This is a genomic window from Sphingobium yanoikuyae, from assembly GCF_013001025.1.
Lineage (GTDB): Bacteria > Pseudomonadota > Alphaproteobacteria > Sphingomonadales > Sphingomonadaceae > Sphingobium > Sphingobium yanoikuyae_A.
On sequence record NZ_CP053021.1, the window covers coordinates 2,850,080 to 2,874,026 of the forward strand.

28 protein-coding genes and 2 tRNA genes are annotated in these 23,947 nt (G+C 64.9%); 9 read left to right on the plus strand and 21 right to left on the minus strand.

Annotated elements, in window-relative coordinates:
* The 13 genes from nuoF to thiE all read right to left on the minus strand — a co-directional run bounded on the left by nuoF (position 1) and on the right by thiE (position 10,103).
* Positions 1–1,335 carry an NADH-quinone oxidoreductase subunit NuoF gene (gene nuoF, locus HH800_RS13880; RefSeq protein ID WP_004211735.1) on the minus strand — a complete coding sequence of 445 codons (1,335 nt, stop codon included), beginning with the start codon at positions 1,333–1,335 and terminating at the stop codon, positions 1–3.
* Positions 1,332–2,015, minus strand: a complete 684-nt coding sequence (locus HH800_RS13885) for a complex I 24 kDa subunit family protein (protein ID WP_169861433.1) — start codon at positions 2,013–2,015, stop codon at positions 1,332–1,334. Before HH800_RS13885 ends, nuoF begins: the two co-directional genes overlap by 4 nt.
* Positions 2,015–3,250 carry an NADH-quinone oxidoreductase subunit D gene (locus HH800_RS13890; RefSeq protein ID WP_004211732.1) on the minus strand — a complete coding sequence of 412 codons (1,236 nt, stop codon included), beginning with the start codon at positions 3,248–3,250 and terminating at the stop codon, positions 2,015–2,017. Before HH800_RS13890 ends, HH800_RS13885 begins: the two co-directional genes overlap by 1 nt.
* Positions 3,250–4,038 carry an NADH-quinone oxidoreductase subunit C gene (locus HH800_RS13895; RefSeq protein ID WP_125998261.1) on the minus strand — a complete coding sequence of 263 codons (789 nt, stop codon included), beginning with the start codon at positions 4,036–4,038 and terminating at the stop codon, positions 3,250–3,252. Before HH800_RS13895 ends, HH800_RS13890 begins: the two co-directional genes overlap by 1 nt.
* 1 nt (position 4,039) lies before the next feature.
* On the minus strand, positions 4,040–4,594 hold the full coding sequence (locus HH800_RS13900) for a NuoB/complex I 20 kDa subunit family protein (RefSeq protein WP_004211730.1): 555 nt from the start codon (positions 4,592–4,594) through the stop codon (positions 4,040–4,042).
* On the minus strand, positions 4,585–4,959 hold the full coding sequence (locus HH800_RS13905) for an NADH-quinone oxidoreductase subunit A (RefSeq protein WP_004211729.1): 375 nt from the start codon (positions 4,957–4,959) through the stop codon (positions 4,585–4,587). The genes HH800_RS13900 and HH800_RS13905 overlap by 10 nt, the downstream gene beginning before the upstream one ends.
* Before the next feature lie 295 nt (positions 4,960–5,254).
* Positions 5,255–6,067 (minus strand): inositol monophosphatase family protein, encoded by an 813-nt coding sequence (locus tag HH800_RS13910; RefSeq protein WP_004211727.1) that lies wholly within the window; start codon positions 6,065–6,067, stop codon positions 5,255–5,257.
* A 36-nt stretch (positions 6,068–6,103) separates the two neighbouring features.
* The gene (locus tag HH800_RS13915) at positions 6,104–6,460 is read right to left on the minus strand and encodes a hypothetical protein (protein ID WP_169861434.1); all 357 of its coding nucleotides are present in this window, start codon (positions 6,458–6,460) and stop codon (positions 6,104–6,106) included.
* A complete protein-coding gene (efp, locus tag HH800_RS13920; RefSeq protein WP_004211725.1) occupies positions 6,460–7,023 on the minus strand; it encodes an elongation factor P in 564 nt (187 codons plus the stop codon). The genes HH800_RS13915 and efp overlap by 1 nt, the downstream gene beginning before the upstream one ends.
* 214 nt (positions 7,024–7,237) lie before the next feature.
* Positions 7,238–7,804, minus strand: a complete 567-nt coding sequence (locus HH800_RS13925) for a M23 family metallopeptidase (protein WP_169861435.1) — start codon at positions 7,802–7,804, stop codon at positions 7,238–7,240.
* Positions 7,801–8,919: a L,D-transpeptidase family protein gene (locus tag HH800_RS13930; RefSeq protein WP_169861436.1), complete on the minus strand. Its 1,119-nt coding sequence runs from the start codon at positions 8,917–8,919 to the stop codon at positions 7,801–7,803. The genes HH800_RS13925 and HH800_RS13930 overlap by 4 nt, the downstream gene beginning before the upstream one ends.
* Positions 8,920–8,967: 48 nt before the next feature.
* Positions 8,968–9,336, minus strand: coding sequence for a DUF1622 domain-containing protein (locus HH800_RS13935; protein ID WP_169861437.1), 369 nt, complete (start codon positions 9,334–9,336; stop codon positions 8,968–8,970).
* A gap of 74 nt (positions 9,337–9,410) precedes the next feature.
* The gene (gene thiE, locus HH800_RS13940) at positions 9,411–10,103 is read right to left on the minus strand and encodes a thiamine phosphate synthase (RefSeq protein ID WP_169861438.1); all 693 of its coding nucleotides are present in this window, start codon (positions 10,101–10,103) and stop codon (positions 9,411–9,413) included.
* A 74-nt stretch (positions 10,104–10,177) separates the two neighbouring features.
* Here thiE and HH800_RS13945 point away from each other — a divergent pair, with 74 nt between their 5' ends.
* On the plus strand, positions 10,178–11,305 hold the full coding sequence (locus HH800_RS13945; protein ID WP_169861439.1) for a P1 family peptidase: 1,128 nt from the start codon (positions 10,178–10,180) through the stop codon (positions 11,303–11,305).
* Here the strand turns inward: HH800_RS13945 and HH800_RS13950 are convergent.
* Positions 11,283–11,786: a hypothetical protein gene (locus HH800_RS13950; protein ID WP_169861440.1), complete on the minus strand. Its 504-nt coding sequence runs from the start codon at positions 11,784–11,786 to the stop codon at positions 11,283–11,285. The two genes, HH800_RS13945 and HH800_RS13950, sit on opposite strands and share 23 nt — an antisense overlap.
* Positions 11,787–11,791: 5 nt before the next feature.
* Positions 11,792–12,697 (minus strand): fructose bisphosphate aldolase, encoded by a 906-nt coding sequence (locus HH800_RS13955; RefSeq protein WP_169863331.1) that lies wholly within the window; start codon positions 12,695–12,697, stop codon positions 11,792–11,794.
* 259 nt (positions 12,698–12,956) lie between these two features.
* Here HH800_RS13955 and HH800_RS13960 point away from each other — a divergent pair, with 259 nt between their 5' ends.
* Together HH800_RS13960 and HH800_RS13965 are read left to right on the plus strand one after the other, a co-directional pair.
* A complete protein-coding gene (locus HH800_RS13960; protein ID WP_169861441.1) occupies positions 12,957–13,454 on the plus strand; it encodes a TlpA family protein disulfide reductase in 498 nt (165 codons plus the stop codon).
* A gap of 79 nt (positions 13,455–13,533) precedes the next feature.
* Positions 13,534–14,745, plus strand: coding sequence for an MFS transporter (locus HH800_RS13965; RefSeq protein WP_169861442.1), 1,212 nt, complete (start codon positions 13,534–13,536; stop codon positions 14,743–14,745).
* A 20-nt stretch (positions 14,746–14,765) separates the two neighbouring features.
* Here the strand turns inward: HH800_RS13965 and HH800_RS13970 are convergent, their stop codons facing one another.
* The 3 genes from HH800_RS13970 to tkt all read right to left on the minus strand — a co-directional run bounded on the left by HH800_RS13970 (position 14,766) and on the right by tkt (position 19,054).
* On the minus strand, positions 14,766–15,968 hold the full coding sequence (locus HH800_RS13970; protein ID WP_037507546.1) for a phosphoglycerate kinase: 1,203 nt from the start codon (positions 15,966–15,968) through the stop codon (positions 14,766–14,768).
* Positions 15,969–16,039: 71 nt separating this feature from the next.
* Positions 16,040–17,050, minus strand: a complete 1,011-nt coding sequence (gap, locus tag HH800_RS13975) for a type I glyceraldehyde-3-phosphate dehydrogenase (RefSeq protein ID WP_004211711.1) — start codon at positions 17,048–17,050, stop codon at positions 16,040–16,042.
* 36 nt (positions 17,051–17,086) lie between these two features.
* Positions 17,087–19,054, minus strand: a complete 1,968-nt coding sequence (tkt, locus tag HH800_RS13980) for a transketolase (protein ID WP_169861443.1) — start codon at positions 19,052–19,054, stop codon at positions 17,087–17,089.
* A 9-nt stretch (positions 19,055–19,063) separates the two neighbouring features.
* Between tkt and HH800_RS13985 the strand changes: the two genes are divergently transcribed.
* The 5 genes from HH800_RS13985 to aqpZ all read left to right on the plus strand — a co-directional run bounded on the left by HH800_RS13985 (position 19,064) and on the right by aqpZ (position 21,762).
* Complete coding sequence (locus HH800_RS13985) at positions 19,064–19,420, plus strand: hypothetical protein (RefSeq protein WP_169859722.1); 357 nt, start codon at positions 19,064–19,066, stop codon at positions 19,418–19,420.
* Positions 19,413–19,748 (plus strand): cell division protein ZapA, encoded by a 336-nt coding sequence (locus HH800_RS13990; protein ID WP_169861444.1) that lies wholly within the window; start codon positions 19,413–19,415, stop codon positions 19,746–19,748. The genes HH800_RS13985 and HH800_RS13990 overlap by 8 nt, the downstream gene beginning before the upstream one ends.
* Positions 19,749–19,944: 196 nt before the next feature.
* Positions 19,945–20,526: a 5-formyltetrahydrofolate cyclo-ligase gene (locus tag HH800_RS13995; protein WP_169861445.1), complete on the plus strand. Its 582-nt coding sequence runs from the start codon at positions 19,945–19,947 to the stop codon at positions 20,524–20,526.
* 5 nt (positions 20,527–20,531) lie between these two features.
* On the plus strand, positions 20,532–20,774 hold the full coding sequence (locus HH800_RS14000; RefSeq protein WP_169861446.1) for a DUF2842 domain-containing protein: 243 nt from the start codon (positions 20,532–20,534) through the stop codon (positions 20,772–20,774).
* A 256-nt stretch (positions 20,775–21,030) separates the two neighbouring features.
* Positions 21,031–21,762 (plus strand): aquaporin Z, encoded by a 732-nt coding sequence (gene aqpZ, locus HH800_RS14005; RefSeq protein ID WP_026109314.1) that lies wholly within the window; start codon positions 21,031–21,033, stop codon positions 21,760–21,762.
* A 101-nt stretch (positions 21,763–21,863) separates the two neighbouring features.
* Here aqpZ and HH800_RS14010 read toward each other — a convergent pair.
* From HH800_RS14010 to HH800_RS14020, 3 genes are all read right to left on the minus strand, one after another.
* Positions 21,864–21,940 (minus strand) — tRNA-Asp (locus tag HH800_RS14010).
* An 80-nt stretch (positions 21,941–22,020) separates the two neighbouring features.
* Positions 22,021–22,097, minus strand: a tRNA-Asp gene (locus tag HH800_RS14015).
* A 41-nt stretch (positions 22,098–22,138) separates the two neighbouring features.
* Positions 22,139–23,293: an AI-2E family transporter gene (locus HH800_RS14020; RefSeq protein WP_037507550.1), complete on the minus strand. Its 1,155-nt coding sequence runs from the start codon at positions 23,291–23,293 to the stop codon at positions 22,139–22,141.
* 165 nt (positions 23,294–23,458) lie between these two features.
* On the opposite strand from HH800_RS14020, the gene HH800_RS14025 reads away from it, so the two are divergent.
* Positions 23,459–23,929: a hypothetical protein gene (locus tag HH800_RS14025; RefSeq protein WP_169861447.1), complete on the plus strand. Its 471-nt coding sequence runs from the start codon at positions 23,459–23,461 to the stop codon at positions 23,927–23,929.
* The last annotated feature ends 18 nt before the right edge of the window (positions 23,930–23,947 follow it).

The following is a 23,947-nucleotide window of genomic DNA, read 5'->3' on the forward strand; positions in this document are numbered from 1 at the left end:
TTACTCCGCTGCCTCCATGACGGGGGCACTACCCTTGTTCTCGTTGATCCGGCGCTCGATTTCCGGACGGAAGTGCCGGATCAGCCCCTGGATCGGCCATGCCGCTGCGTCGCCAAGCGCGCAGATGGTGTGGCCTTCAACCTGCTTGGTCACCTGGAACAGCATGTCGATTTCGCTCTGGTCCGCGTCGCCGGTGCGCAGACGCTCCATGACGCGCCACATCCAGCCGGTGCCTTCGCGGCACGGCGTGCACTGGCCGCAGCTCTCATGCTTGTAGAAGTAGGAGAGACGCGAAATGGCGCGGACGATGTCGGTCGACTTGTCCATGACGATGACGGCGGCGGTGCCCAGGCCCGAGCCCAGCGCGCGCAGACCGTCAAAGTCCATCGGTGCGTCCATGATCTCCTTGGCGGGGACCAAAGGCACCGACGACCCGCCCGGAATGACCGCGAGCAGATTGTCCCAGCCGCCACGGATGCCGCCGCAATGGCGATCGATCAGTTCGCGGAACGGGATCGACATCGATTCCTCGACGACGCAGGGCTTGTTCACATGGCCGCTGATCTGGAACAGCTTGGTGCCGCGGTTATTCTCACGACCGAAGCCGTTGAACCAGGCGGCGCCACGACGCAGGATCGTCGGCGCAACCGCGATCGATTCCACGTTGTTCACCGTGGTCGGGCAGCCATAGAGGCCCGCGCCGGCTGGGAAAGGCGGCTTCAGGCGGGGCTGGCCCTTCTTGCCCTCGATGCTTTCGATCTGGGCGGTTTCCTCGCCGCAGATATAGGCGCCGGCGCCACGATGGACGAACACGTCGAAATCATAGCCCGACCCGCAAGCATTCTTGCCGATGAAGCCCTTCTCATAGGCCTGCTCGACGGCGGCGAAGAGCACCTTCGCCTCATAGATGAACTCGCCGCGGATATAGATGTAGGCGGCACGCGCCCGCATCGCGAAACCGGCGATCAGCGCGCCTTCGATCAGCTTGTGCGGATCGTGGCGGATGATTTCGCGGTCCTTGCACGAACCCGGTTCGGATTCGTCGGCGTTGATGACGAGGAAGCTGGGACGGCCGTCCTTGCTTTCCTTGGGCATGAAGCTCCACTTCATGCCGGTCGGGAAGCCGGCGCCACCACGGCCGCGCAGGTTCGACGCCTTGATGGTGTCGATGATCGCGTCCTGGCCGATTTCCATCAGCTTCTTGGTATTGTCCCAATCGCCACGCTTCATCGCGGCGTCGACGCCCCAATCCTGGAAGCCGTGGACGTTGGTGAAGATGCGGTCCTTGTCGGACAGCGGCCCGACGAAGGGCGCCGGTGCGGGTGCATCGGTCATGCCGTCGCTCCTTCGTTCCATTGACCGCGATAGTCGTGATTTTCGCCGACCATCTCCTTGAGGGTGGTCGGGCCACCTTCCGGCGCGCTGGTCTGACGGTCGATCTGCGGGCCGATCTTGGGCTGGCCGCCGGCGGCGAGCGTTTCCAGGATGGCGATGGTGCTGTCGTAGGTCAGATCTTCGAAATTATCGTCGTTGATCTGGACCATCGGCGCGTTGGCGCAGGCGCCAAGGCATTCGACCTCATTGAGGGTGAACAGGCCGTCGGGGGTCGTGCCGCCCTTGACCAGACCCTTGTTCTTGCACGCGGCAAAGACATCGTCCGACCCGCGCAGCATGCACGGCGTCGTGCCGCAGACCTGCACATGATAGCGGCCGACCGGCGCCAGATTGTACATGGTGTAGAAGGTCGCGACCTCATAGACGCGCATGTACGGCATATCGAGCTGGCGCCCGATATATTCCATGACCGGAACCGGCAGCCAGCCATTGGTCTGCGTCTCCGCACCAACCTGGCGCTGGGCCAGGTCGAGCAGCGGCATCACCGCCGACTGCTGGCGACCGGCGGGATAGCGCGCGATGACCTTCTTGGCCTGCTCGGCATTTTTGGGCGTCCACTCGAACGCGCCCCAGCGCGCGCGGGTTTCGGCCTCATCGGGGATATGAACTGCGTCAGCCATTATCGGTCACATTCTCCGAACACGATGTCCATCGCGCCCAGTACAGCGGTTGTATCGGCCAGCATGTGGCCCTTCATCATGAAGTCCATCGCCTGCAGATGGCTGAAGGCGGTCGGGCGGATCTTGCAGCGATAGGGCTTGTTGGAGCCGTCGCTGACCAGATAGACGCCGAATTCGCCCTTCGGGCTTTCGGTCGCCACATAGACCTCGCCCGCGGGGACGTGGAAGCCCTCGGTATAGAGCTTGAAGTGGTGGATCAGCGCTTCCATCGACTTCTTCATCTCGCCGCGCTTGGGCGGGGAGACCTTGCGGTCGAAGCTGGCGATCGGCCCTTCGGGCATTTCACTGAGGCACTGCTTCATGATGCGCGCGGACTGGCGCACTTCCTCGACGCGGACCATGAACCGGTCGTAGCAGTCGAACGCGGTGCCGACCGGAACGTCGAATTCCATGCGGTCATAGACGTCGTAGGGCTGCGCCTTGCGGATGTCCCAGGCGATGCCCGAGCCACGCAGCATCGGGCCGGAGAAGCCCCACTTCAGCGCATCTTCCTTGCTGACGATCGAAATGTCGACATTGCGCTGCTTGAAGATGCGATTGTCGACGACCAGGCTCATCGCGTCCTCGAACAGGCGCGGCAGACGGGTGTCGAGCCAGTCGGCAATGTCCGTCAGCAGCTTGAGCGGCACGTCCTGATGAACGCCGCCCGGCCGGAAATAGGCCGAGTGCATGCGGGCACCCGAAGCGCGCTCGAAGAAGTTGAGGCAATCCTCGCGGATTTCAAACAGCCACAGGTTCGGCGTCATCGCGCCGACGTCCATGACGTGCGAACCCAGGTTCAGCATGTGATTGCAGATACGGGTCAGTTCCGCGAAGAACACGCGCAGATATTGCGCGCGCAGCGGCACTTCCAGGTTCAGCAGCTTTTCGACCGCCAGGACATAGCTATGCTCCATGCCGAGCGGCGAACAATAGTCCAGCCGGTCGAAATAGGGCAGCGCCTGCATATAGGTCTTGTGCTCGATCAGCTTTTCGGTGCCGCGATGCAGCAGGCCGACATGCGGGTCGCAGCGCTCGACGATTTCGCCGTCCAGTTCCATGACCAGACGCAGAACGCCGTGCGCCGCAGGGTGCTGCGGACCGAAGTTGATCGTGTAGTTCTGGATTTCCGTGTCACCATAGGCCGGATCGGCCGCATCGGTGACATGATCCATCTTTTCGAGATAGTCGGACATCAGGCCTTACCTTCGGGCTTGGCAGCCCCCTTGCCTTCATCGGTTTCGGCGGCGGGCTTGGCCGGCGCGTCGGCCGACTTTTCCTCGGCCTTCTTGTTGGCGGCATCGCCAGCACCGGTGTCGGCCTTGCTTTCCGTCGCCTTGGGCGTGGGTGCGGCTGCGGGCGCAGCAGCAGGTGCCGCCGCCTTCTCGTCACCCGGCAGCACATATTGCGCACCTTCCCAGGGCGACATGAAGTCGAAGCTGCGGAAGTCCTGGGCCAGCTTCACCGGCTCATAGACGACGCGCTTGTCTTCTTCGGAATAGCGCAGCTCGACATAGCCGGTCAGCGGGAAGTCCTTGCGCTGCGGATGCCCCTTGAAGCCATAGTCGGTCAGGATGCGACGCAGGTCGGTATTGCCGTCGAAGATGACGCCATACATGTCGAACACTTCGCGCTCCAGCCAGCCGGCGACCGGCCAGAGGTGCGTGACGGTCGGCACCGGCGTATCCTCGTCGGTCGAAACCTTGACGCGGACGCGGTGGTTCCGCGTGACGCTGAGCAGATGATAGGCGACCTCGAACCGGTCCGGACGTTCCGGATAGTCGACGCCGGCGATTTCCATCAGCTGCTGGTAATGCGCCATATCGCGCAGCGCGACCATGGCATTGGCCAGGTCGTCGCGCGCGACAACGAAGGTCAGCTCGTCGGCATGATCGATGGTTTCGATCAGCATCGAACCCAAGAGGGCGCCGATTTCCTCGGCGATCCCTTCGGGGTTCACGATCTTGGGTGCAGAATGGCCCATATTAACGCTCAATCGTCCCGATCCGGCGGATCTTCCGCTGCAGCTGCATGATGCCGTAGAGCAGAGCTTCGGCAGTGGGCGGGCAGCCCGGCACATAGATGTCGACCGGCACGATGCGGTCACAGCCACGGACGACCGAATAGCTATAGTGGTAGTAACCACCGCCATTGGCGCAGCTGCCCATCGAAATCACATATTTCGGGTTGGACATCTGGTCATAGACCTTGCGGAGCGCCGGGGCCATCTTGTTGCACAGCGTGCCCGCGACGATCATCACGTCCGACTGGCGCGGGGATGCGCGCGGCGCGGCGCCGAAACGCTCCATGTCGTAGCGCGGCATGTTGACGTGGATCATCTCCACGGCGCAGCAGGCCAGACCGAAGGTCATCCACCACAGCGAACCCGTGCGGGCCCACTGGAACAGTTCCTCGGTCGAGGTGACAAGAAAACCCTTGTCGCTGACTTCACTGCTGAGCGCGTTGAAGAAGTCCTGGTCGGGCTGCGTCCCCATCGGCGGCATGGTGCCGGGAATGGGGCTGGTCAGTTCTACTCCCAATCGAGTGCTCCCTTCTTCCACGCATAGACGAGGCCGAGCACCAGCTCCGCTATGAAGATCATCATCGTCGCCCAGCCGGCCCAGCCGATCTGGTCAAGGCTCACCGCCCAGGGAAAGAGGAATGCCGCTTCCAGGTCGAAAATGATGAACAGGATGGCGACAAGGTAGAAACGCACGTCGAACTGGCTGCGCGGCTCTTCAAATGCGGGGAAGCCGCATTCATATTCGGACAGCTTGGCAGGATCGGGCTTGTGCGCACCGGTCAGGCGGCCAACCAGCATCGGCAAGAAGACGAAGGTGCTGGAGAGCAGCAGAGCGATCCCGAGAAAGATCAGGATCGGCAGATATTGGCTGAGATCGACCAATGGAATCCCCTGGGCGAAAATTGTTCTGGGGGGCCTTTAGGCCTGCTGCATATGCGAAGCAAGGGGCGAACCCATGAGAATGATTCGCAACAATTGCAAAGGCTTGATCGCGTTACCAAAAGCGCAAGAGACGATTGCCGCAGACACAAAAAAACAGGCGCCGGACCACCTCTGGAAGCCCGAAGACTCGCCGCGGTGGGCCGACGCCCTTTGCTCTTAAATCAGAAGCTTAGCAGAGCCTGATTCACGCTATCGGCGAAAACGCGAAGCACCTCCCCCAATCGCGACCAGACTCTTAGCGCAGCGCGCCAGCGACCAGCTTGTGCAGCTTGCTGTGGGTCGCGTCATTGCCTGCGATCACTTCTTTGCGGTCGATCATCTGGTCGCCGCCACGGAAGTCGCTGACGAAGCCGCCGGCTTCGCGCACCATCAGGATGCCGGCCGCCACGTCCCAGGGCTGCAGGCCGCTCTCCCAGAAGCCGTCATAGCGGCCCGACGCGACATGGGCGAGGTCGAGCGAGGCGGCACCGAAGCGGCGCAGGCCAGCGACCGAAGGCGCCACCGCACCGAAGATCCGGGTCCATTCGGCCATGTTGCCATGGCCCATGAACGGGATGCCGGTGGCGATCAGGCAGTCGGCAAGGTCACGGCGGGCCGAGACGCGCAGACGCTGATCATGACGCCAGGCGCCGCGATTCTTTTCCGCCCAATAGCTTTCGTCGGTGACCGGCTGGTAGATCAGGCCCGAGGTCACTTCGCGCTTGCCGCCGAACAACGGCTCCTCGACCGCGATCGAGATGGCGAAGTGCGGGATGCCGTGCAGGAAGTTGGTGGTGCCGTCGAGCGGATCGATGATCCAGCGCGGCTTGTTGGGATCGCCCTCGATCACCCCGCCCTCTTCCAGCAGGAAGCCCCAGTCGGGACGCGCCTTCTGCAATTCCTCGACCAGCGTCTGCTCAGCCTGCTTGTCGGCCTTGGACACGAAGTCCGCCGGCCCCTTGCGCGACACCTGCAGATGCTCGACCTCGCCGAAGTCGCGGCGCAGCTTGGAGCCGGCCTTGCGGGCGGCGCGTTCCATGACGGTGAGAAGGCCGGAATGGGATACCATGTAAAATCTCCGCCGCCCCGGTGGGCGGCCTTTGCTTTATTTCTTGGGGGCGGGCTTGGTGGCGGCCGGACGATAGCCACAGGTGCCGGCGATCACCGCCAGCATCTGCGAGGGATCCTTGCGGTTCACCTTGCCCGGATTGCCCGCGATCACCTTGTCGGTCGCCGCACTGATCTGCGACAGCGAATTGCTGTAGAGGCATTCGAACAGCGCGGTCTTGACCGGCTGCTCGACCTCCTTCGACTCCAGCGCGCTGCTGATGACCTGCAGCACATAGGCCGCACTGTCGATCTGCGCCTTGGACGGCTTGTTGACCGTCTGGGCAGGGAGCGCAGCCGGCAGGGCGCCGATCGCGAGGATGGCGGCAACTGCCGTGCTGCGCCCGAACCGCATCAGTCGGCCCGCTTCACATATTCGCGCTCATAGACATCGACCACGATGCGCGTGCCGGTGACGATGTGCGGCGGAACCATGACGCGGACGCCATTGTCGAGGATCGCCGGCTTGTAGCTGGCCGATGCGGTCTGGCCCTTCACCACGGCGTCGGCTTCGACGATGGTCGCTTCGACCGTCTCGGGCAGCTGGACGCTGATCGGACGTTCTTCATACATTTCCAGCATGACCATCATGCCGTCCTGCAGGAAGGCGGCGGCATCGCCGACCAGGTCCATCGGCAGGTTGATCTGGTCATAGGTTTCGGTGTCCATGAACACCAGCATGTCACCCTCGGGGTAGAGATACTGAAAATCCTTGGTGTCGAGGCGGATACGCTCAACGCTCTCGGCCGAGCGGAAGCGGACATTGTTCTTGCGGCCATCGATCAGGTTCTTCAGCTCCACCTGCATATAGGCGCCGCCCTTGCCGGGCTGGGTGTGCTGAATCTTGACGGCGCGCCACAGGCCACCCTCATATTCGATATTGTTGCCGGGACGAATGTCCACGCCGCTGATCTTCATGGGAAGAGCCTGCCTATATGTCTGAATGTGGAAAAGAGCCGGCCTCTGCGAGGCTGGCCGCGCCTTTACCGCGAGACGGCGCCAAGGGCAAGAGGGCGGCGTTTCCGCTTAACTTCGCACATTTCCCGCACATTTTGAAATTCGCTTTCCTACTTGAGCAATTTTCGATCGCGGCTGACCCCGATGATAGCCGATCGCGGGCCGATAGGACAGGTCATTGGCCGACCAGCAGCGGATAGGGATTGACCGGCTGGCCACCATACCAGGGATCAGCCGGCGCCATGCGGTTGACGGCGAAATGGAGGTGCGGCGCGGCGGGATCGGCATTGCCGGTGCTGCCCACGGTCGCGATGCGCTGCCCGCGCCTGACCGCCTGCCCTTCGCGCAGGCCGGGCGCATAGCTGTCGAGATGGGCATAATAATAGAGGGTGCGCCCGTCAGGCGAGCGTTCATAGAGGGTGCGGCCACCCGCCTCGCTCCAGAAAATCTTCTCGATCCGGCCGTCGGCGGCGGCCAGCACCACCCTGCCCCGCGCCGCCATGATGTCGATCGCGTCATGCGGACGGGCGCCGCCTGCCCGCGCCTGGGTGAAGGTGTCGGTGAGCGCGGACGCCGGCACGCCCTCCACCGGGATCAGCAGCGCGCCGTTGCTGACGGTTGGCGGCGCGGACACAGCGGATCGCATCGGCGCATCGGCCGGGACGATCCGCACGCAATAGCGGGCGAAGGCGATGCAGAGCAGCAGCGCGACCGCGATACCGCCCCACAGCCGGACGTTCATGCCTGGAACTTGGCCTTGACGCCGCTCTTCACCATCTGCGCCAGCCGCGCGGCGTCCCAGTTGGTAAGGCGGATGCAGCCATGGCTTTCGGTGCGGCCGATCAGTTGCGGTTCGGGCGTGCCATGGATGCCATAATGATCCTTGGACAGATCGATCCACACGACGCCGACCGGGCCGTTGGGACCGGGTTTCAGCAGCGCCTTCTGATCCTTCGACGCAGCATCCCAGAACAGGTCGGGATTATAATGGAAGTCGGGATTGCGGCTGACGCCCTTGATCGTCCATTCGCCCAGCGGCAGCGGATCATGCTGTGACCCGGTGGTGACCGGGAATTGCGCGATCAGGCGGTTGTCCGCGCCATAGACCTTGAGCAGCCCTTCCGACTTGTCGACCACCAGATGGTCGGCCTGTGGCTGGTCCTTGGCGACGCCGAGACTGGCGAGCGTTTCGCCCCAGCCACGCTCGTCGCCCTCGATCCGTGCCACCGGCTGGTTGGCGATCGCCGGCACACGGATGGTTGCACCGGCGGCGACCTTCGTATCGGGCGGGTTCATGGCGGTCAGCACTTCGGGCGTGGTGTGGAAGCGCTCCGCCAGCTTTTCGAGCAGGTTGCGATAGGTGAGCGCGGGCAGGCTCGCCTGATTGTTCAGCCCCTCGGGGATGTCGAAGAAGGGCCCGCGGGCAAAACCGTCGGGAATGCGGACCAGCCAGGTAGTCGGCTTCGCCTCCCCCTCCAGCAGCGCGGCCGAGGTCTTCTGGTCATAATCGCCGGTGACGGGCAGCTTGTTCGCCTCCTGGAAGCCGCGCAAGGCCGCCTTGAAGCTCATCCCGTCCTTGCCGTCGATCACGCCGGGCGAGAAACCCCAGCGATCTAGCGCCACCTGCGCCTGCAATATCTGGTTGGGCTGCCAGGGCTTGCCGCCGGGTTCCTCCACGACCTGGAAAGCATAGGCGGCCGACGGATCGGGCGCGGCCTGCGTCTGGTTGATCGGTGCCTGGTTGGTTGGCGCGGCTGGCTGGCTTTCATTGGCATCGGTGGTCGACACATTGCAGGCCGCGCACAGCAGCGGCAGGCCGAGAAGACGATATTTCAAGGCGATACTCTCCCACATCATGGAAGAGACAACGCAGCAGGCGACGGAAAGCTGCCTGTGCCGCTACGATCAGACGGCTTCGGCCTCCGCCTTGGCCTTCTCGCGCTCGCGTATCCCCTCCAGATCCCGATCGAGGAAATAGTTGAGGAAAGTGCGGATGGCCGCGATCGCCCCGAGCTTGCCGATTTCCGCCCAGGTCGGGGCGATGCTGGTTTCCACGATATCGGCCGCAAGCTGGAAACTCAGCCCGGCGACCGCCCAGCGGCCAAAGCTCATCCAGACGGGCATGAGCTTCGATTCGTCTGCCTTGAAAAGCAGCAGCCCGGTCAGGCCGATCGCGCCCTGAACCGAACCGATGGCGATCGCCAGGATCGCCATCAGATTGACCAGCAGCGCGACATATTCCGCCAACTGATGGACGAATTCTTCCAACGCCATGCCCAGCACCCCTTGCCCGATTGCAGGGATGCTGGCCCGGTGGCGGCCCTTTGCCTATCGGGATAAACCCGCGATTAGGCCCCGCCCAGCACCGACGCGAAGGCGGCGACGCCGGCCTTTGGCCCGTCGGGATGATTCCACACCGTTCCGCTGACCGCCAGGAAATCGGCACCCGCCGCGATCAGGGGGGCGGCATTGTCCGGCGTGATGCCGCCGATCGCGACGCAGGGCAGTTCGAACAGGGTCGTCCACCAGCCCAGGATCGACGGTTCGGCGCGGTGCGTCGTTTCCTTGGTCGTGGTCGGGTAGAAGGCGCCGAAGGCGACGTAGTCGGCCCCCGCCTCACCCGCTTCCATCGCCAGATGACGGCTGTCATGACAGGTGACGCCGATCTGCACCTTGGGACCAAGCTGCTTGCGCGCCTCGCGCGGGTCGCCATCTTTCTGCCCCAGATGGACGCCATCGGCGTTCAGCCGCTTGGCAAGGCCGATGCTGTCATTGATGATGAAGGCCACCTCGCGCTCGGCACAGAGCGCCTGGATCGGCCCGGCCAGCGCGGCGATGGCATGATCGTCGATCCCCTTCAGGCGCAGCTGGAAGGCCGCGACCTTGCCGCCGTCGAACGCCTGGGCGAGTTGATCGACGAAAGTCTCGTCGATCGCCGGCGGCGAAATCAGATAGAGTTGGCAGGCCGGGCGAAAGCCCTTTTCGAACTGCTCGGCAAAATGGGGGTCGAGCGCCAGTTCTTCGTCAGTGAAATCGGTCATGCGCGCCTTATAGCCGCTCGCGCGGCCGCGCCAAGTGCGGCTATGACCGCGATCACAATACCGAAGGATATTCCATGCGCCACGCTTTCGCCGCCCTGCTGCTCCTGTCCGCCGCGCCCGTGCTGGCGCAGGAGGCGCCGCGGCCGCGCGCGCGGGAGGCTGGCGTCACCGTCGGCATCCTCCAGCCCGGCCCGCTCAACGCGATCACCGATGTCGCCGGGGTGAAGGTGGGCCAGGTGACGCTGCCGCGCAGCAAGGACGTCAATACCGGCGTGACCGCGATCCTGCCGCATGGCGGCAACCTGTTCCAGGACAAGGTGCCGGCCGGCTTCGTCGCCTATAATGCGTTCGGCAAGTTCATGGGATCGACCCAGGTCGCCGAGCTGGGCGAGATCGAGACGCCGATCCTGCTGACCAATACGCTGAACGTGGCGGAGGCCGGCGCGGCCTCGGTCGAATGGACGCTGGCGCAGGCCGGCAATGAGGAGGTGCGGTCGGTCAATGCCGTGGTCGGCGAGACCAATGACGGCATGCTCAATGACATTCGCGGGCGGCATGTCACCATCGCCGACGCGCGGCGCGCGATCGAGAGCGCCAAGGCCGGCCCGGTCGAGGAAGGCGGCGTGGGCGCGGGCACTGGCACGGTGGCCTTCGGCTTCAAGGCGGGGATCGGCACATCGTCGCGCAAGCTGCCGGCGTCGCTGGGCGGCTGGACCGTGGGCGTGCTGGTGCAAGCCAATTATGGCGGGGTGCTGACGATCGCAGGCGTGCCGGTGGGGGTGAAGCTTGGCCGCTATGACTATCGCCAGCAGGTCGAGGAAAAGAAGGCGGACGGATCGGTCGTGATCGTCATTGCGACCGACGCGCCGCTGTCCGACCGCAACCTGCGCCGCGTCGCCGAGCGCGCCTTTGGCGGCATTGCGCGGACCGGGTCGAGCTTCTCCAACGGGTCGGGCGACTATGCCATCGCCTTTTCCACCAGCGACGCGGCGCGGCGCACGGCGGCAAAGCGCAATGCGGTGGCGGCGGTCGATGACCTGCCCAATGACCGCCTGTCGCCGCTGTTCCAGGCGACGATCGAGGCGACCGAGGAAGCGGTGCTGAACGCGCTGTTCAAGGCGCAGACCGTGGTCGGCAATCGCGGGACGGCCGAGGCCCTGCCGCTCGACAAGGTGCTGCCTATGCTGAAGGGCACGCGCTGAAGGCAGCGATGAAGGCGACTGGATCGTCAAGCCGGTGGGCAAGGTAGCGGATCGTGCGCCGCCCTGCCTTGGCCGGTGGGTCGAGCGCGATGACGATGTTGGGGTGGGCCACCAGCGCGCCGTTGAACAGGCCCGCCGCCTTGAGTTCGGCCAGAGTCCAGTCGTCGCGCAGACCCGCGACTTGCGACCAGGGGATGGCGAGGCTGCGCAGCTTCCCAACGGGCCAGACTAGCCCTTCGGACGTGATACGTACCGGATGGTGGCGGAAGGAACGGATGAAGGAGATGAACCAGGCAATCGTAGCGAGGCTCAGCAGCGAAAGGACAAGCGCCGCGCGCGGGCTCCACAGCGCGACCAGCAGATGGACCACGGACGTCTCGACGACCATCAGGCCCAGTAGAACCCAGAGCATCGGCGCGACCGCGCGATGATAGGAAAAGGCGGCGCCGGTGGGATTTTCCCCCTGCCCGGCGCCGTCCATATGCGTCAGGCCGCGACCGGGGTCTTGGTGGCCGAAGCGGCGTAGATTTCGTCGATCGCACCGCCCAGCGACGCGTTGAATTCGTCGTCGCTCATCTGGTGACGCAGGTCGTTGAGCAGCGCGCGGCTGAAGCTGGCGATGATGCCGCGATTCTTGGCGAGTTCGGCGCAGGCCTCGGTGCGGCTGAAGCCACCCGACAGGGCGACGACGCGCAGCACCTTGGGATGATCGACCAGCGGATCGAACAGGCCGGCCTTGGCGGGCAGCGAGAGCTTGAGCATCACCTGCTCGCCTTCGGGCAGGGCGTCGAGCTGCTTGAGGATTTCCTCGAGCAGGATCTGGTCGGCCTCGGCGCGTTCGGGCGACTTGATGTTCACTTCGGGTTCGATGATCGGCATCAGGCCGCCGGCCAGAACCTGCTTGCCGACTTCGAACTGCTGCGCGACCACGGCGGCAATGCCCTCACGGTTGGCGAGGTTGACGACCGAACGTTCCTTGGTGCCGAACACGCCCAGGCCCTTGGCGCGGGCGAGCAGTGCGTCGAGTTCGGGCATCGGCTTCATCAGCTGCACGCCGTTCGCCTCATCCTCCAGGCCCTTGTCGATCTTGATGAACGGCACGACGCCCCGTTCGAGCAGCGCGGTCGGGGTCGGCTTGCCGTCGACGGTGCCGTCCATGGTGCGCTCGAACAGGATCGCGCCCAGCACCTTGTCGCCGGTGAAGGCGGGCGAAGTGATGACACGGCTGCGCATGCCATGGATCAGGCCGAACATCTCCTCGTCATTGCTCCAGGCGCTTTCCTCGACGCCATAGCCCTTGAGCGCCTTGGGCGTGGAACCGCCGCTCTGGTCGAGCGCGGCGATGAAGCCCTGACCGTCGGAAACCTTCTTGACCATGTCCTGATCCAGCATCTGCACATACCTTCTCTTGGGGCGCGCCACCCCCTCGGTAGCGCGGAAAGATGGAAGCCATCGGGCGAACCCGAGGGCATGACTGTAGCGCGCCGTCAGGCCCGCCGGTATCCGGGCTGTTAGCTAGTCCCATGTCGCACCGCAAGATGCTTGCCCCCGCGCGGCGACGGGGCGGCCGCCAATATCGTTGGCGCGTGCGAAAGTGCCTGATAGGCTGTGGCCAAAGGTCTGAATCGGGGGAAGAATGGGGATCGGGAAGATGCGGCCCGTCATGGCGGCCGCGCTGATGCTGGGGCTGTTCGATATCGGGGTGGCGCAGGCGGCGCCCAAGCCGGTCGTCGGCGAGATGGCGCCGGATTTCGAGCTGACGCTGATCGACGGCAGCAAGGTGTCGCTGGCGGAACTGAAGGGCCAGGTGGTGCTGCTCAATTTCTGGGCGACCTGGTGCGTACCGTGTCGCAAGGAATTACCGACGCTCGACAGCTATTATGGGCTCCAGAAGAAACATGGGCTGAAAGTCTTCGCGATCACCACCGAAGGATCGGTACCAATCGCACAGCTGAAGCAATTGTTCGCGGCGATGCACATCCCGTCGGCCAAAAGGATCAAGGGCCCCTATGGTCCGCTGACCGGGGTGCCGACCAATTTCGTCATCGATCGGGCAGGCCGGCTGCGCTACGCCAAGTCCGGCGCGTTCGAGCTGGATGACCTCAATGCGCTGCTGGTGCCCTTGCTCAACGAACAGCCACCCGCCTGAGGCGATTTTCCGTTGCATTGCACAATGAAATTTCCGTCATCCGGTTGAAAGCCGGCCATGGCGGGACCATTAGGGCGGCATGACCCATTCTGCCGCCCTGCCCCTGCCGCGCGATGATGCGCCCCTGTCCCGCTTTGCCATATTGCTGATGGCGGTCGCGTGCGGGACGATGGTCGCCAACCTCTATTATGCCCAGACGCTGATCGACGTGATCGGGCCGGAAATCGGCATGTCGGCCGGAGTTGCGGGCCTCATCACCACGCTGACGCAGTTGGGCTATGGCCTGGGCATCATCCTGGTGGTGCCGCTGGCCGACCTGTTCGAGAACCGGCGGATCGTGCTGATATCGGCGGTGGCGACGGTGCTGGGCTGTATCGCCATCGCCCTGTCCAATGGCCCCGCGACCTTCCTGATCGCCTCCGTCATGACCGGCGTCGGCGCGACCGGGGTACAAGTGCTGATCCCCCTCGCCTCGCATCTGGCCCCGCCCGAACGGCAGGGGCGCGTGGTCGGGACGGTGATGAGCGGGTTGCTGTTCGGCATCATGTTGTCGCGGCCGATCGCCAGCTTCCTGGCAGGCTCCATGGGCTGGCGCGCGACCTTCCTGCTGTCGGCCGGGGTGATCGCGCTGGTGGCGGTCGCGCTGCTGATCGCCTGTCCGCAGCGCAGGCCCAAGGGCGGCATGCATTATGGCGAAGTCCTAAGCTCCACCTTCTCGCAGCTCGGGAAATATCGCGTCGTGCGGATGCGCGCCTTCTATCAGGCGTCGATGTTCGCGGCGTTCAACCTGTTCTGGACCGCTGCGCCGCTGAGCCTGATCCACGACTTTGGCCTCAGCCATAATGGCATCGGCGCCTTTGCCCTGGCCGGCGCAGGCGGCGCGCTGGTGGCCCCGGTGGCGGGCTGGCTGGCCGACCGGCGCCTGACCGGCCCGGCATCGCTCGGCGCGCTGATCGCGCTTTCCATCGGCTTCCTGCTGGCGGACTGGACGGTGGCGGCGGGCAGCCTGATCGGCTTCACCATCATGGCGGTGTTGATCGACGCGGCGGTGCAGGTAAGCCAGATCACCGGGCAGAAGCTGATCTTCTCGCTCGATCCCCATGCGCGCGGCCGGATCAACGCGGCCTATATGACGGTAATGTTCGTGGTCGGGGCGCTGGGATCGGTGATCGGGTCGACCACCTATGAAGCGGGCGGCTGGAGCCTGAGCGCGATCGCCGGTGCGGCGATTGGCGGCGTGGCCGCGCTGGTCTTCATCCTGTTCGACCGGGGCGCCAGCGCCACGCGCTGACGCCCCCGCCGTCAAAAGGCTTAGGCGTAAAGTGCCTTCACGCCCGGCAGTTCCTTGCCTTCCATCCATTCGAGGAAGGCGCCGCCAGCGGTCGAGATGAAGGTGAAGTCGGCCGCCGCGCCGGCATGGTTGAGCGCGGCGACGGTGTCGCCACCGCCCGCGACCGACACCAGTTGGCCTTCCTTGGTGAGCGCCGCCGCCGTCTTGGCGAGAGCCACCGTCGCGGCGTCGAAGGGCGCGATCTCGAACGCGCCGAGCGGGCCGTTCCACACCAGGGTGCGGCAGTTCTTGAGCGCATCGCCCAGCGCTTCGACCGCGGCGGGACCGACGTCGAGGATCATCTCGTCCTCGGCGACTTCATGGACGTTGCAGGTCCGGACCGACGGCGGGTTGGCGGCAAATTCCTTGGCCACGACCACGTCATAGGGCAGATGGATGATGCAGCCGGCTTCCTCGGCCTTGTCGAAGATCGCGTCCGCCGTGTCGGCCAGATCCTTTTCGCACAGCGACTTGCCGACATCGACACCGCGGGCGTGGAGGAAGGTATTGGCCATGCCGCCGCCGATGATCAGATGATCGACCTTGGTCACGAGATTGTTGAGCACGTCGAGCTTGGTCGACACCTTGGCGCCGCCGACGACGGCCGCGACCGGCTTGACAGGGGCACCGAGCGCGGCTTCGAGCGCGTCCAGTTCCTTCTCCATCGAACGGCCGGCGAAGGCGGGCAGCTTGTGGGCCAGCCCCTCGGTCGAGGCATGGGCGCGGTGCGCGGCGGAAAAGGCGTCGTTGACATAGAGGTCGCCGATCGCGGCGATCGCGTCGACCAGCGCGGGATCATTCTTTTCCTCGCCGGCATGGAAGCGGGTATTTTCGAGGATGGCGATGTCGCCGTTGCGCATCACCTTGATACCGTCGGTCGCGGCTTCACCCTGGCAGTCAGGAATGAACTGCACCTCGCGGCCCAGCACCTGGGTCAGCGGACGGGTGATCTTGCTCAGCGAAAATTCCGGGTTCTTCTGGCCCTTGGGCCGGCCGAAATGGGCCAGGATCAGCACCTTGGCGCCGCGATCGGCCAGTTCCAGGATAGTCGGCATCGCCGCGCGCAGACGGGTGTCGTCGCTGACCGAACCGTCCTGCATCGGCACGTTCAGATCCTCGCGCACCAGCACCACCTTGCCGGTGATGTCGCCCATGTCGTCGAGTGTCTTGAACGGCTTTGCCATGATCGCTCCTAGAATTTGGAATTATATCAGAAGAAAAACCCCGCCGGTTGGTCCGGCGGGGCTGAGAAGGCTTAGAGGAACTTCGCCATGACACCCGAGGTGTCGATCATGCGGTTCGAGAAGCCCCATTCATTGTCGTACCAGCTGAGCACGCGGACCAGATTGCCCTCGATCACGGCCGTTTCCAGGCTGTCGACGGTCGAGCTGCGCGGATCGCCATTATAGTCGATCGAAACCAGCGGCTCGTCCGAATAGCCCAGAATGCCCTTGAGCGGGCCGGATTCCGACGCCGCCTTGAGCAGGCCGTTGACTTCCTCGACCGTGGTGGCACGGCTGGGGATGAACTTCAGGTCGACGACCGAGACGTTCGGGGTCGGCACGCGGACCGACGAACCGTCCAGCTTGCCCTTGAGCGCGGGCAGAACCTCACCCACGGCGCGGGCGGCACCGGTGGTGGTCGGGATCATCGACAGGGCAGCGGCGCGGGCGCGACGCATGTCCTTGTGGATCTGGTCCAGCGTGTTCTGGTCGTTGGTGTAGCTGTGGATCGTGGTCATGAAGCCGCGTTCGATGCCGATCGAATCGTTCAGCACCTTGGCGAGCGGCGCCAGGCAGTTGGTGGTGCAGCTGGCGTTCGAGATGATGATGTCGTCGGCGGTCAGCTCGTCATGGTTGACACCGAAGACGACAGTCTTGTCGACATTGGTGCCCGGTGCCGAGATGACGACGCGCTTGGCGCCGGCGGTCAGGTGGGCGCCGGCCTTGTCCTTGCTGGTAAAGATGCCGGTGCATTCCAGGGCGATTTCGACGCCCAGTTCGGCGTGCGGCAGGTTGGCGGGATCGCGCTCTGCCGTCACCTTGATCTTCTTGCCGTCGACCACCAGGAAATCGCCGTCGACGCTGACTTCGCCGGCCCAGTTGCCATGGACCGAGTCGCGCTTGAACAGCAGGGCATTGGCCTTGGCATCGCCCAGGTCGTTGATGCTCACCAGTTCCAGATCATGGTCGGTGCGCGAGAGGATGGCGCGCGCCACCAGACGACCGATGCGGCCGAAACCGTTGATTGCTACCTTCGTTGCCACTGCACTTGTCTCCCGGTTTGCGTGTAGGTCTTGGGCTCAGGCGCCGAGCGCGGCCTTGATCTGCGGAGCGATCTTGGCGGCGGTCAGGCCGAAATGGTCGTAGAGCACTTCGGCCGGAGCCGACGCGCCGAAGCTGTCGATGCCGAAGCGCAGGCCGTCAAGGCCGGTATAGCGTTCCCAGCCGAAGGTGGTGCCGGCCTCGATCGAGGCGCGCAGCACGCCGGCGGGCAGGATGTCAGCCTTGTAGGCGGCGTCCTGCGCGTCGAAATGGGCCCAGCTGGGCATCGAGACGACGTCGGCGCCGATGCCCTGTTCTTCCAGCGCCTTGGCGGTGGCGACGGCGATCTCGACTTCCGAACCGGTGGCGAGCAGCACGACCTTGCGATCGGCGGTCGCGGCGACCAGACGATAGGCGCCCTTGGCCGACAGGTTTTCGCTCTTTTCGGTGCGCAGCTGCGGCAGGTTCTGGCGGGTCAGCGCCAGCACCGACGGGCCGGTCGCATCCTTCAGCGCCAGTTCCCAGCATTCCGCCGTCTCGACGATGTCGGCCGGGCGATAGACGTCCAGGTTGGGGATCATGCGCATCGACATGACATGTTCGATCGGCTGGTGGGTCGGACCGTCCTCGCCCAGACCGATCGAGTCATGGGTGAGGACGTGGATCACGCGCTGTTCCTGCAGCGCGGCGAGGCGGATCCCGGCGCGCATATAGTCGGAGAAGACCAGGAAGGTGCCGCCATAGGGGATCACGCCACCATGCAGCGCCATGCCGTTCATCGCGCAGGCCATGCCGAATTCGCGGATGCCATAATAGACATAGCGGCCCGAATAATCGTCACGGGTCAGCGGGCCGGTGGACTTGGTCTTGGTGTTGTTCGAGCCGGTAAGGTCGGCCGAGCCGCCGACGGTTTCGGGCAGCAGATCATTGATCGCGCCCAGCGCCAGTTCGCTGGCCTTGCGGGTGGCGACCTTCTGCGGGTTGGCGATCAGGCTGTCGATATAGGCGTCGAGCGAGAAGCCGGCCGGCAGTTCGCCCGCCATGCGGCGCGAGAATTCGGCGCCTTCCGAAGCATTTGCCAGGCGAACTTCCCAGGCCTTGCGAACATCACCGCCCTTGGCACCGATCGCCTTCCAGGCGGCGTCGATGTCGGCGGGGACCACGAAGGGTTCGGCGGTCCAGCCGAGAAATTCGCGGGCGGCGGCGACTTCGGCCTCGCCCAGTGCCGAGCCGTGGACGCCCGAGGTGCCAGCCTTGTTCGGCGCGCCATAACCGATCTTGGTGGCGCAGGCGATCAGCGAGGGACGCGGATCGGCCAGTGCTTCGTCGATGGCGCGGCGCACATCGGCAACGTCATGGCCGTCGCACGACACGACATGCCAGCCGGTGGCGGCATAGCGGGCGCGGACATCTTCGTTGCTCGATAAGTCAACGGCGCCGTCGATGGTGATCTTGTTGTCGTCCCACAGCACGATCAGGCGCGAGAGGTTGAGATGACCGGCCAGACCGATCGCCTCATGGTTGATGCCTTCCATCAGGCAGCCATCGCCGGCGATCACCCAGGTGCGGTGATCGACCAGATCGTCGCCAAATTCGGCGTTCAGGTGACGCTCGGCAATCGCCATGCCGACGGCGGTGGCCAGGCCCGAACCCAGCGGGCCGGTGGTCGCTTCGACCCCTGCCAGCTCGAAATTCTCCGGGTGGCCGGCGCAGGGCGAACCCAGCTGGCGGAAGTTGCGGATGTCGTCCATCGTCGGACGGGCATAGCCGGTGAGGTTCAGCAGCGAGTAGATCAGCATCGAGCCATGACCGGCCGACAACACGAAGCGGTCGCGATCGGCCCATTTCGGCGCGGCCGGATCGAACTTCACATAATCCTTGAACAGCACGGTGGCGACGTCGGCCATGCCCATCGGCATGCCGGGATGGCCGCTGTTGGCAGCCTGCACGGCGTCCATGGAAAGCGCCCGGATGGCGTTGGCGAGCTGCGTGTCGGAAACGGTCATAGCGGGAAGATGTCTTTCATGACTGGCATGGAACGGCCCGCGCGAACGGGCGAGTCGATTTGGGTTCCCTTTGTCGCGTCAATCCCCATGCGTCAACCGCAGGCGGGGCGTGGCGCGCGGCAAGCCGTCCAAACAGCGCTTTTGCAAGGCGAAAACATTGGCTATGCAGAAAATATGGCAAGCGACCGCATGATGCAGGCGATCGGCACGCTGGAGCGCGCGATCAGTCGGCTTGAACAGAATGTGGCCAGCCTTTCGCAGGCTGTCCCCCATGGCAATTCCGGCATCGACCAGATGGCCGCCCAAGCGGCATTGCAATCGCTGGACGATCTGATCGGGGAATTGCGGGGGCGCACCGATGGCTGAAATCATGTTGCAGATCGCCGGCCGCCCCTATCAGTTGCGCTGCCGCGATGGCGAGGAAGCGCATATGGCGCATCTGGCCCAGATCATAGAGGACAAGGCCTATCAGGCGCAGCGCAGCACGCCGGGCCTGACCGAGGTGCGCACGCTGCTGTTCGCGGCGCTGTTCATGGCGGACGAACTCAACGAACTGAAGCGCGCCGCAGCCGGCCGACAGGAGCGGCTGGCGCTGGATGGCGACGACGAGCCGGCTGCCCGCGCGGTCGAGGCACTGGCCGCGCGCGTAGAAAAGCTGAGCGAGGCTCTTGCCGCCCGCGCCGCCGACGCCTAGATTGGCGGCGACGGGCACTGCCTGGTGCGAGCTTTAGCGAACATCCCTGAGGCGATAATCACATCCACGGGGGCTGTCCCTGGGCGGGCTCTGGCCCGATCTACATGGTCCCCACCTGACGTTGAGGCGTCAGAGGATATTCCAGCAAACGGCCAAGGCGGTCCCGTCACCCTCCTCTTCCCAGCAAAGGCACCCCATGCCCGACGACAGTGATGCCGCCGACAAGTCGACCCTGCGCGCGATCGCCCGGCAGCGGCGGCGCAACTTCGTCGCCTCGCTCGACGCGCTGACCCACAGGCTGGCGTTCAAGGCCGTCCCCTCCCCGCTCGCCCACCGTATCGCCGACGCGCAGGTGATCGCGCTCTACATGGCGCTGGATGACGAGGCGCCGGCGCAGCGTCTGGCCCCGCAACTGGGCGTGATGGGCAAGCAGGTGGCGTTGCCGCGCGTGCTCGATCGACTGGGCAGCATGGATTTCCTGCTGTGGCGGCCGGAGGACCAGCTGTTCCCCGGCCTGTTCGGCACCAGCCACCCCGAGCCATCAGGCGGCGCGGTGGCGCCGGATGTCATCATCGCGCCACTGCTGGGTTTCGACCAGCGGATGAACCGCCTCGGCCAGGGCGGCGGCTATTATGACCGTGCCTTTGCCCGCCATCCCGATGCCTTGCGCGTCGGCCTTGCCTGGTCGGCGCAGGAACTGGATGATGTGCCGGCCGACCCATGGGATCTGCCGCTCGACATGATCCTGACCGAAACCGCCGTGATCGAGGCAACCTGACTCCGATGAGCATCGACCCGCGCCATTATCATCAGCCCAGCTGGCGCAAGCCGGCCGGCATGTTCGCGATCCTGGGGCTGATCCTGGGCTGGGCCGTGCTGGTCGGCAGCCTGGCGCCGCTGATCGGCCAGTTGCCGATGTGGGGCCAGGTGCCGGTCTATATTTTCCTGGGCCTGATCTGGATCTGGATCCTGCCGCTGCGGCGGCTGCTCGCCTGGATGGAAACGGGGCGCTGGCGTCAGGGTTAATCCCGATGCCCAGCCCATGGTGTTTCGCCTTATCCCTGAGCGTTAGGCGACCATAGCGGACGCATCGCGACCATGCGCGATGCAGGCGGCTCGCCGGGAACGGGGGCAACGGCATGTCCATGCGCCAGTCACCAGCATCGGCCGCCCATGCCGCGGACCGCCCCCTTCGATCATCCTGCATTCTCCGGGCGGCGCCACCCCGCACCGGTCTCAAGCCATGTCCGGTGGCAGGCGCACAGTGCAACAGGAGGCGTTGATGGTTCCATTGAGCAAGCGATTGTTTGCCGAATGTTTCGGTACATTCTGGCTGGTGTTCGGCGGGTGCGGCAGCGCCGTGCTGGCGGCGGCCTTTCCCGATGTCGGCATCGGCCTGCTGGGCGTTGCCCTGGCCTTCGGCCTCACGGTGCTGACCATGGCCTTTTCCATCGGCCATATTTCGGGCTGCCACCTCAACCCGGCGGTGACGATCGGCCTGTGGGCCGGCGGCCGCTTCCCGGCCCGCGACATCGCCCCCTATATCGTCGTGCAACTGGTGGGCGCGGTGATCGCAGCCGCCCTGCTGCTGTTCATCGCCAGCGGCCAGCCGGGCTATGAGCTGGCGCCCAACGGCCTGGCGGTCAATGGCTATGGCCTGCATTCGCCAGGCGGCTACACGCTCGAATCGGGGCTGGCGATCGAGATGGTGCTGACCTTCGGCTTCCTGAGCGTCATTCTGGGCGCGACCGACAGCCGCGCGCCGGCGGGCTTTGCCCCGATCGCGATCGGCCTGGCGCTGACGCTGATCCACCTGATCAGCATTCCGGTCACCAACACCTCGGTCAATCCGGCGCGCAGCACCGGCCCTGCCCTGCTGGTCGGCGGGCTGGCGCTGCATCAGCTCTGGCTGTTCTGGGTGGCGCCGATCATCGGCGCGCTGGCCGCCGGCGGCGTCTATCGCTGGCTCGCCAACGAACCGCTGCCGCCACATGTGACGGGCGAACATCTCTGAGACGAATCGTCACGGGCCGATGCCGTTGGTGTCGGCCCGCTGGCCTGTATCGATGTGAGGAAAAAGGATCGCCTGGCGATCGGATCACTTCGGGAATGAAGTGGCGCGAGTGACGGGGCTCGAACCCGCGACCTCCGGCGTGACAGGCCGGCGCTCTAACCAACTGAGCTACACCCGCGCAGGGCGGCATCCTATCGTGACCCATGGTCACCAGATGATGCAAATCTGTTTACCTTCCGACTTTCCGGTCAGGGAAAGTGGCGCGAGTGACGGGGCTCGAACCCGCGACCTCCGGCGTGACAGGCCGGCGCTCTAACCAACTGAGCTACACCCGCGTTCGGTGTGGGCGGCCGTCTATGCGGGTCCGGCCAAGCTGTCAACCGTCCTCGCCATCAGTTTCTTCACTTGTTGCATTTTCTTTGCGACGGCTGACCGTCAGCGTCCCCTGTTCGAACAGGAAACCGGCAATGTCGGGCGTGCCGGCGGCGGCCACGACGGTCTGCACGATGATGAGCAACGGAACGCCGAGCAGCGCACCGGGCGTGCCCCAGACCCAGCCCCAGAAGGTCAGCGAGACGAGAATCAGCAGCGGGTTCATCGTCAGGCGACGGCCAAGGATGGTGGGGGTGATGACATTGGCCTCCACCAGATGGAAGCCGATCTGGAGGAAAGCGGGCAGCAGCGCCGTCCAGACATCATCGAACACCATGAGGCCGCCCAGCGCCAGCAGCACGGCGGCCAGCATCGGCCCGAAATAGGGAATGAAGTTGAGCAGTGCGACGATGCCGCCCCACATCCAGGGCGATGGCATGCCGATCAGCCAGAGCGCCAGCGCCACGGCGAGGCCGAGGCACAGGTTGATGGTGGCGATCGTCATCACATAGGCGGAGGTTGCGTCGACCACATTCTGGATCACCCGCGCGACCGCCATGGCGCCGTCGAAACTGCCCCGGCTGTTGATCGTGCGGCGGCGCAGCCGGGTCCAGCCGGCAAGGAAGAAATAGATGATGAGCAGCGCGAACACCATCTGGATGATCGCCGACGGGGCGGAGGCGGCCGCGAACTGCAGCAGCGATCCGGGCGTTTCCACCGCCGCCCTGTGCGCGACCGATGCCGGCCCCGCGACCAGCATCTGGACGGTTTCGTCAACGAATCGCTGGGCCTGGGAATAGAAATCGATGAGCGGCGCCAGCGTCGCCTGAATCTTGGGCAGGCGTTCGGGCAGGATGCGGAACCAGTCGGTCGCCGGCACCACGATCAGCACCAGCGCGGTATTGGCGACACTGAGGAAGGCAATGACCGCCAGCAGCGCCGACAGGCCCGAGGGCAGCCCGCGCCGCTCCAGCCATTCAAGCAGCGGCACCAGCGCGATCGCGATCACCAGAGCAGCCGTCAGCGGCAGGAAAAATTCGGCGCCCGCGCGCAGGGCGAAGGGCAAGGCCAGCAACAGACCGACGCCCGAGGACAAGGCGATCGACGCCAGCAAACGGTCGCGCCGCCGATTGACTTCCAGTTCCTCGTTGGTGGTCACGCCCGATCCGTCCCCTGTGCAGCAGCCCTGCCGCTCTGCACCCGGCGCTCCGGCCGGTCAAATGCCATCGGCGAATCGCATCAGGAAGACGGCAAACAGGGGCTTAACCAAATATTGGGGAGACTGGCCGTAGGAGATGCGGACATTCGATAAGGGGGATATCGCATGGCAAGAGGGTTGATCGCGGGACTGGGCCTGATCGCAGGCATGACCGCATCCTGGCAGGCTGGTGCGCAGGACATGCGGCTCGACAGCCGGACCTTCGTCGAACGGGTGCAGACCGACATTAATGGCCGCCCGCGCCGCACCATCGCCAATGCCGAACGCGCCATGTCGGGCGACCAGTTGATCGTCGTGGTCGACTGGCGCCATGAAGGCAGCCGGACGGCCCATGGGCTGACCGTGGTTCGCCAGGTGCCGCGCGGCACCCTGCTCGACCCGACCGATCCCGCCATGCAGGCATCGGTCGATGGCGGCGCCCATTGGGGTCGACTGGATCAATTATGGCTGCCGACGCCGCTGGGCGGTGTCCGCCACGCTACGCCCGAGGATATTACCCATATACGCTGGCGCCTGCCCGACAGCGTGGCACCGGGACAATCGGGACGGCTGACCTATCGGGCGCAGGTGCGCTGACGCAGGCGGGACCGGGGC

Excerpts from the sequence above, each read along its gene's own strand:
- nuoF (WP_004211735.1), bottom strand. The coding sequence starts at position 1,335 with ATGACCGATGCACCCGCACCGGCGCCCTTCGTCGGGCCGCTGTCCGAC.
- HH800_RS13885 (WP_169861433.1), bottom strand. The coding sequence starts at position 2,015 with ATGGCTGACGCAGTTCATATCCCCGATGAGGCCGAAACCCGCGCGCGC.
- HH800_RS13890 (WP_004211732.1), bottom strand. The coding sequence starts at position 3,250 with ATGTCCGACTATCTCGAAAAGATGGATCATGTCACCGATGCGGCCGAT.
- HH800_RS13895 (WP_125998261.1), bottom strand. The coding sequence starts at position 4,038 with ATGGGCCATTCTGCACCCAAGATCGTGAACCCCGAAGGGATCGCCGAG.
- HH800_RS13910 (WP_004211727.1), bottom strand. The coding sequence starts at position 6,067 with ATGGTATCCCATTCCGGCCTTCTCACCGTCATGGAACGCGCCGCCCGC.
- HH800_RS13915 (WP_169861434.1), bottom strand. The coding sequence starts at position 6,460 with ATGCGGTTCGGGCGCAGCACGGCAGTTGCCGCCATCCTCGCGATCGGC.
- efp (WP_004211725.1), bottom strand. The coding sequence starts at position 7,023 with ATGAAGATCAGCGGCGTGGACATTCGTCCCGGCAACAATATCGAATAT.
- HH800_RS13925 (WP_169861435.1), bottom strand. The coding sequence starts at position 7,804 with ATGAACGTCCGGCTGTGGGGCGGTATCGCGGTCGCGCTGCTGCTCTGC.
- HH800_RS13930 (WP_169861436.1), bottom strand. The coding sequence starts at position 8,919 with ATGATGTGGGAGAGTATCGCCTTGAAATATCGTCTTCTCGGCCTGCCG.
- HH800_RS13935 (WP_169861437.1), bottom strand. The coding sequence starts at position 9,336 with ATGGCGTTGGAAGAATTCGTCCATCAGTTGGCGGAATATGTCGCGCTG.
- thiE (WP_169861438.1), bottom strand. The coding sequence starts at position 10,103 with ATGACCGATTTCACTGACGAAGAACTGGCGCTCGACCCCCATTTTGCC.
- HH800_RS13945 (WP_169861439.1), top strand. The coding sequence starts at position 10,178 with ATGCGCCACGCTTTCGCCGCCCTGCTGCTCCTGTCCGCCGCGCCCGTG.
- HH800_RS13950 (WP_169861440.1), bottom strand. The coding sequence starts at position 11,786 with ATGGACGGCGCCGGGCAGGGGGAAAATCCCACCGGCGCCGCCTTTTCC.
- HH800_RS13955 (WP_169863331.1), bottom strand. The coding sequence starts at position 12,697 with ATGCTGGATCAGGACATGGTCAAGAAGGTTTCCGACGGTCAGGGCTTC.
- HH800_RS13960 (WP_169861441.1), top strand. The coding sequence starts at position 12,957 with ATGCGGCCCGTCATGGCGGCCGCGCTGATGCTGGGGCTGTTCGATATC.
- HH800_RS13965 (WP_169861442.1), top strand. The coding sequence starts at position 13,534 with ATGACCCATTCTGCCGCCCTGCCCCTGCCGCGCGATGATGCGCCCCTG.
- HH800_RS13970 (WP_037507546.1), bottom strand. The coding sequence starts at position 15,968 with ATGGCAAAGCCGTTCAAGACACTCGACGACATGGGCGACATCACCGGC.
- tkt (WP_169861443.1), bottom strand. The coding sequence starts at position 19,054 with ATGACCGTTTCCGACACGCAGCTCGCCAACGCCATCCGGGCGCTTTCC.
- HH800_RS13985 (WP_169859722.1), top strand. The coding sequence starts at position 19,064 with ATGTCTTTCATGACTGGCATGGAACGGCCCGCGCGAACGGGCGAGTCG.
- HH800_RS13990 (WP_169861444.1), top strand. The coding sequence starts at position 19,413 with ATGGCTGAAATCATGTTGCAGATCGCCGGCCGCCCCTATCAGTTGCGC.
- HH800_RS13995 (WP_169861445.1), top strand. The coding sequence starts at position 19,945 with ATGCCCGACGACAGTGATGCCGCCGACAAGTCGACCCTGCGCGCGATC.
- HH800_RS14000 (WP_169861446.1), top strand. The coding sequence starts at position 20,532 with ATGAGCATCGACCCGCGCCATTATCATCAGCCCAGCTGGCGCAAGCCG.
- aqpZ (WP_026109314.1), top strand. The coding sequence starts at position 21,031 with ATGGTTCCATTGAGCAAGCGATTGTTTGCCGAATGTTTCGGTACATTC.
- HH800_RS14025 (WP_169861447.1), top strand. The coding sequence starts at position 23,459 with ATGGCAAGAGGGTTGATCGCGGGACTGGGCCTGATCGCAGGCATGACC.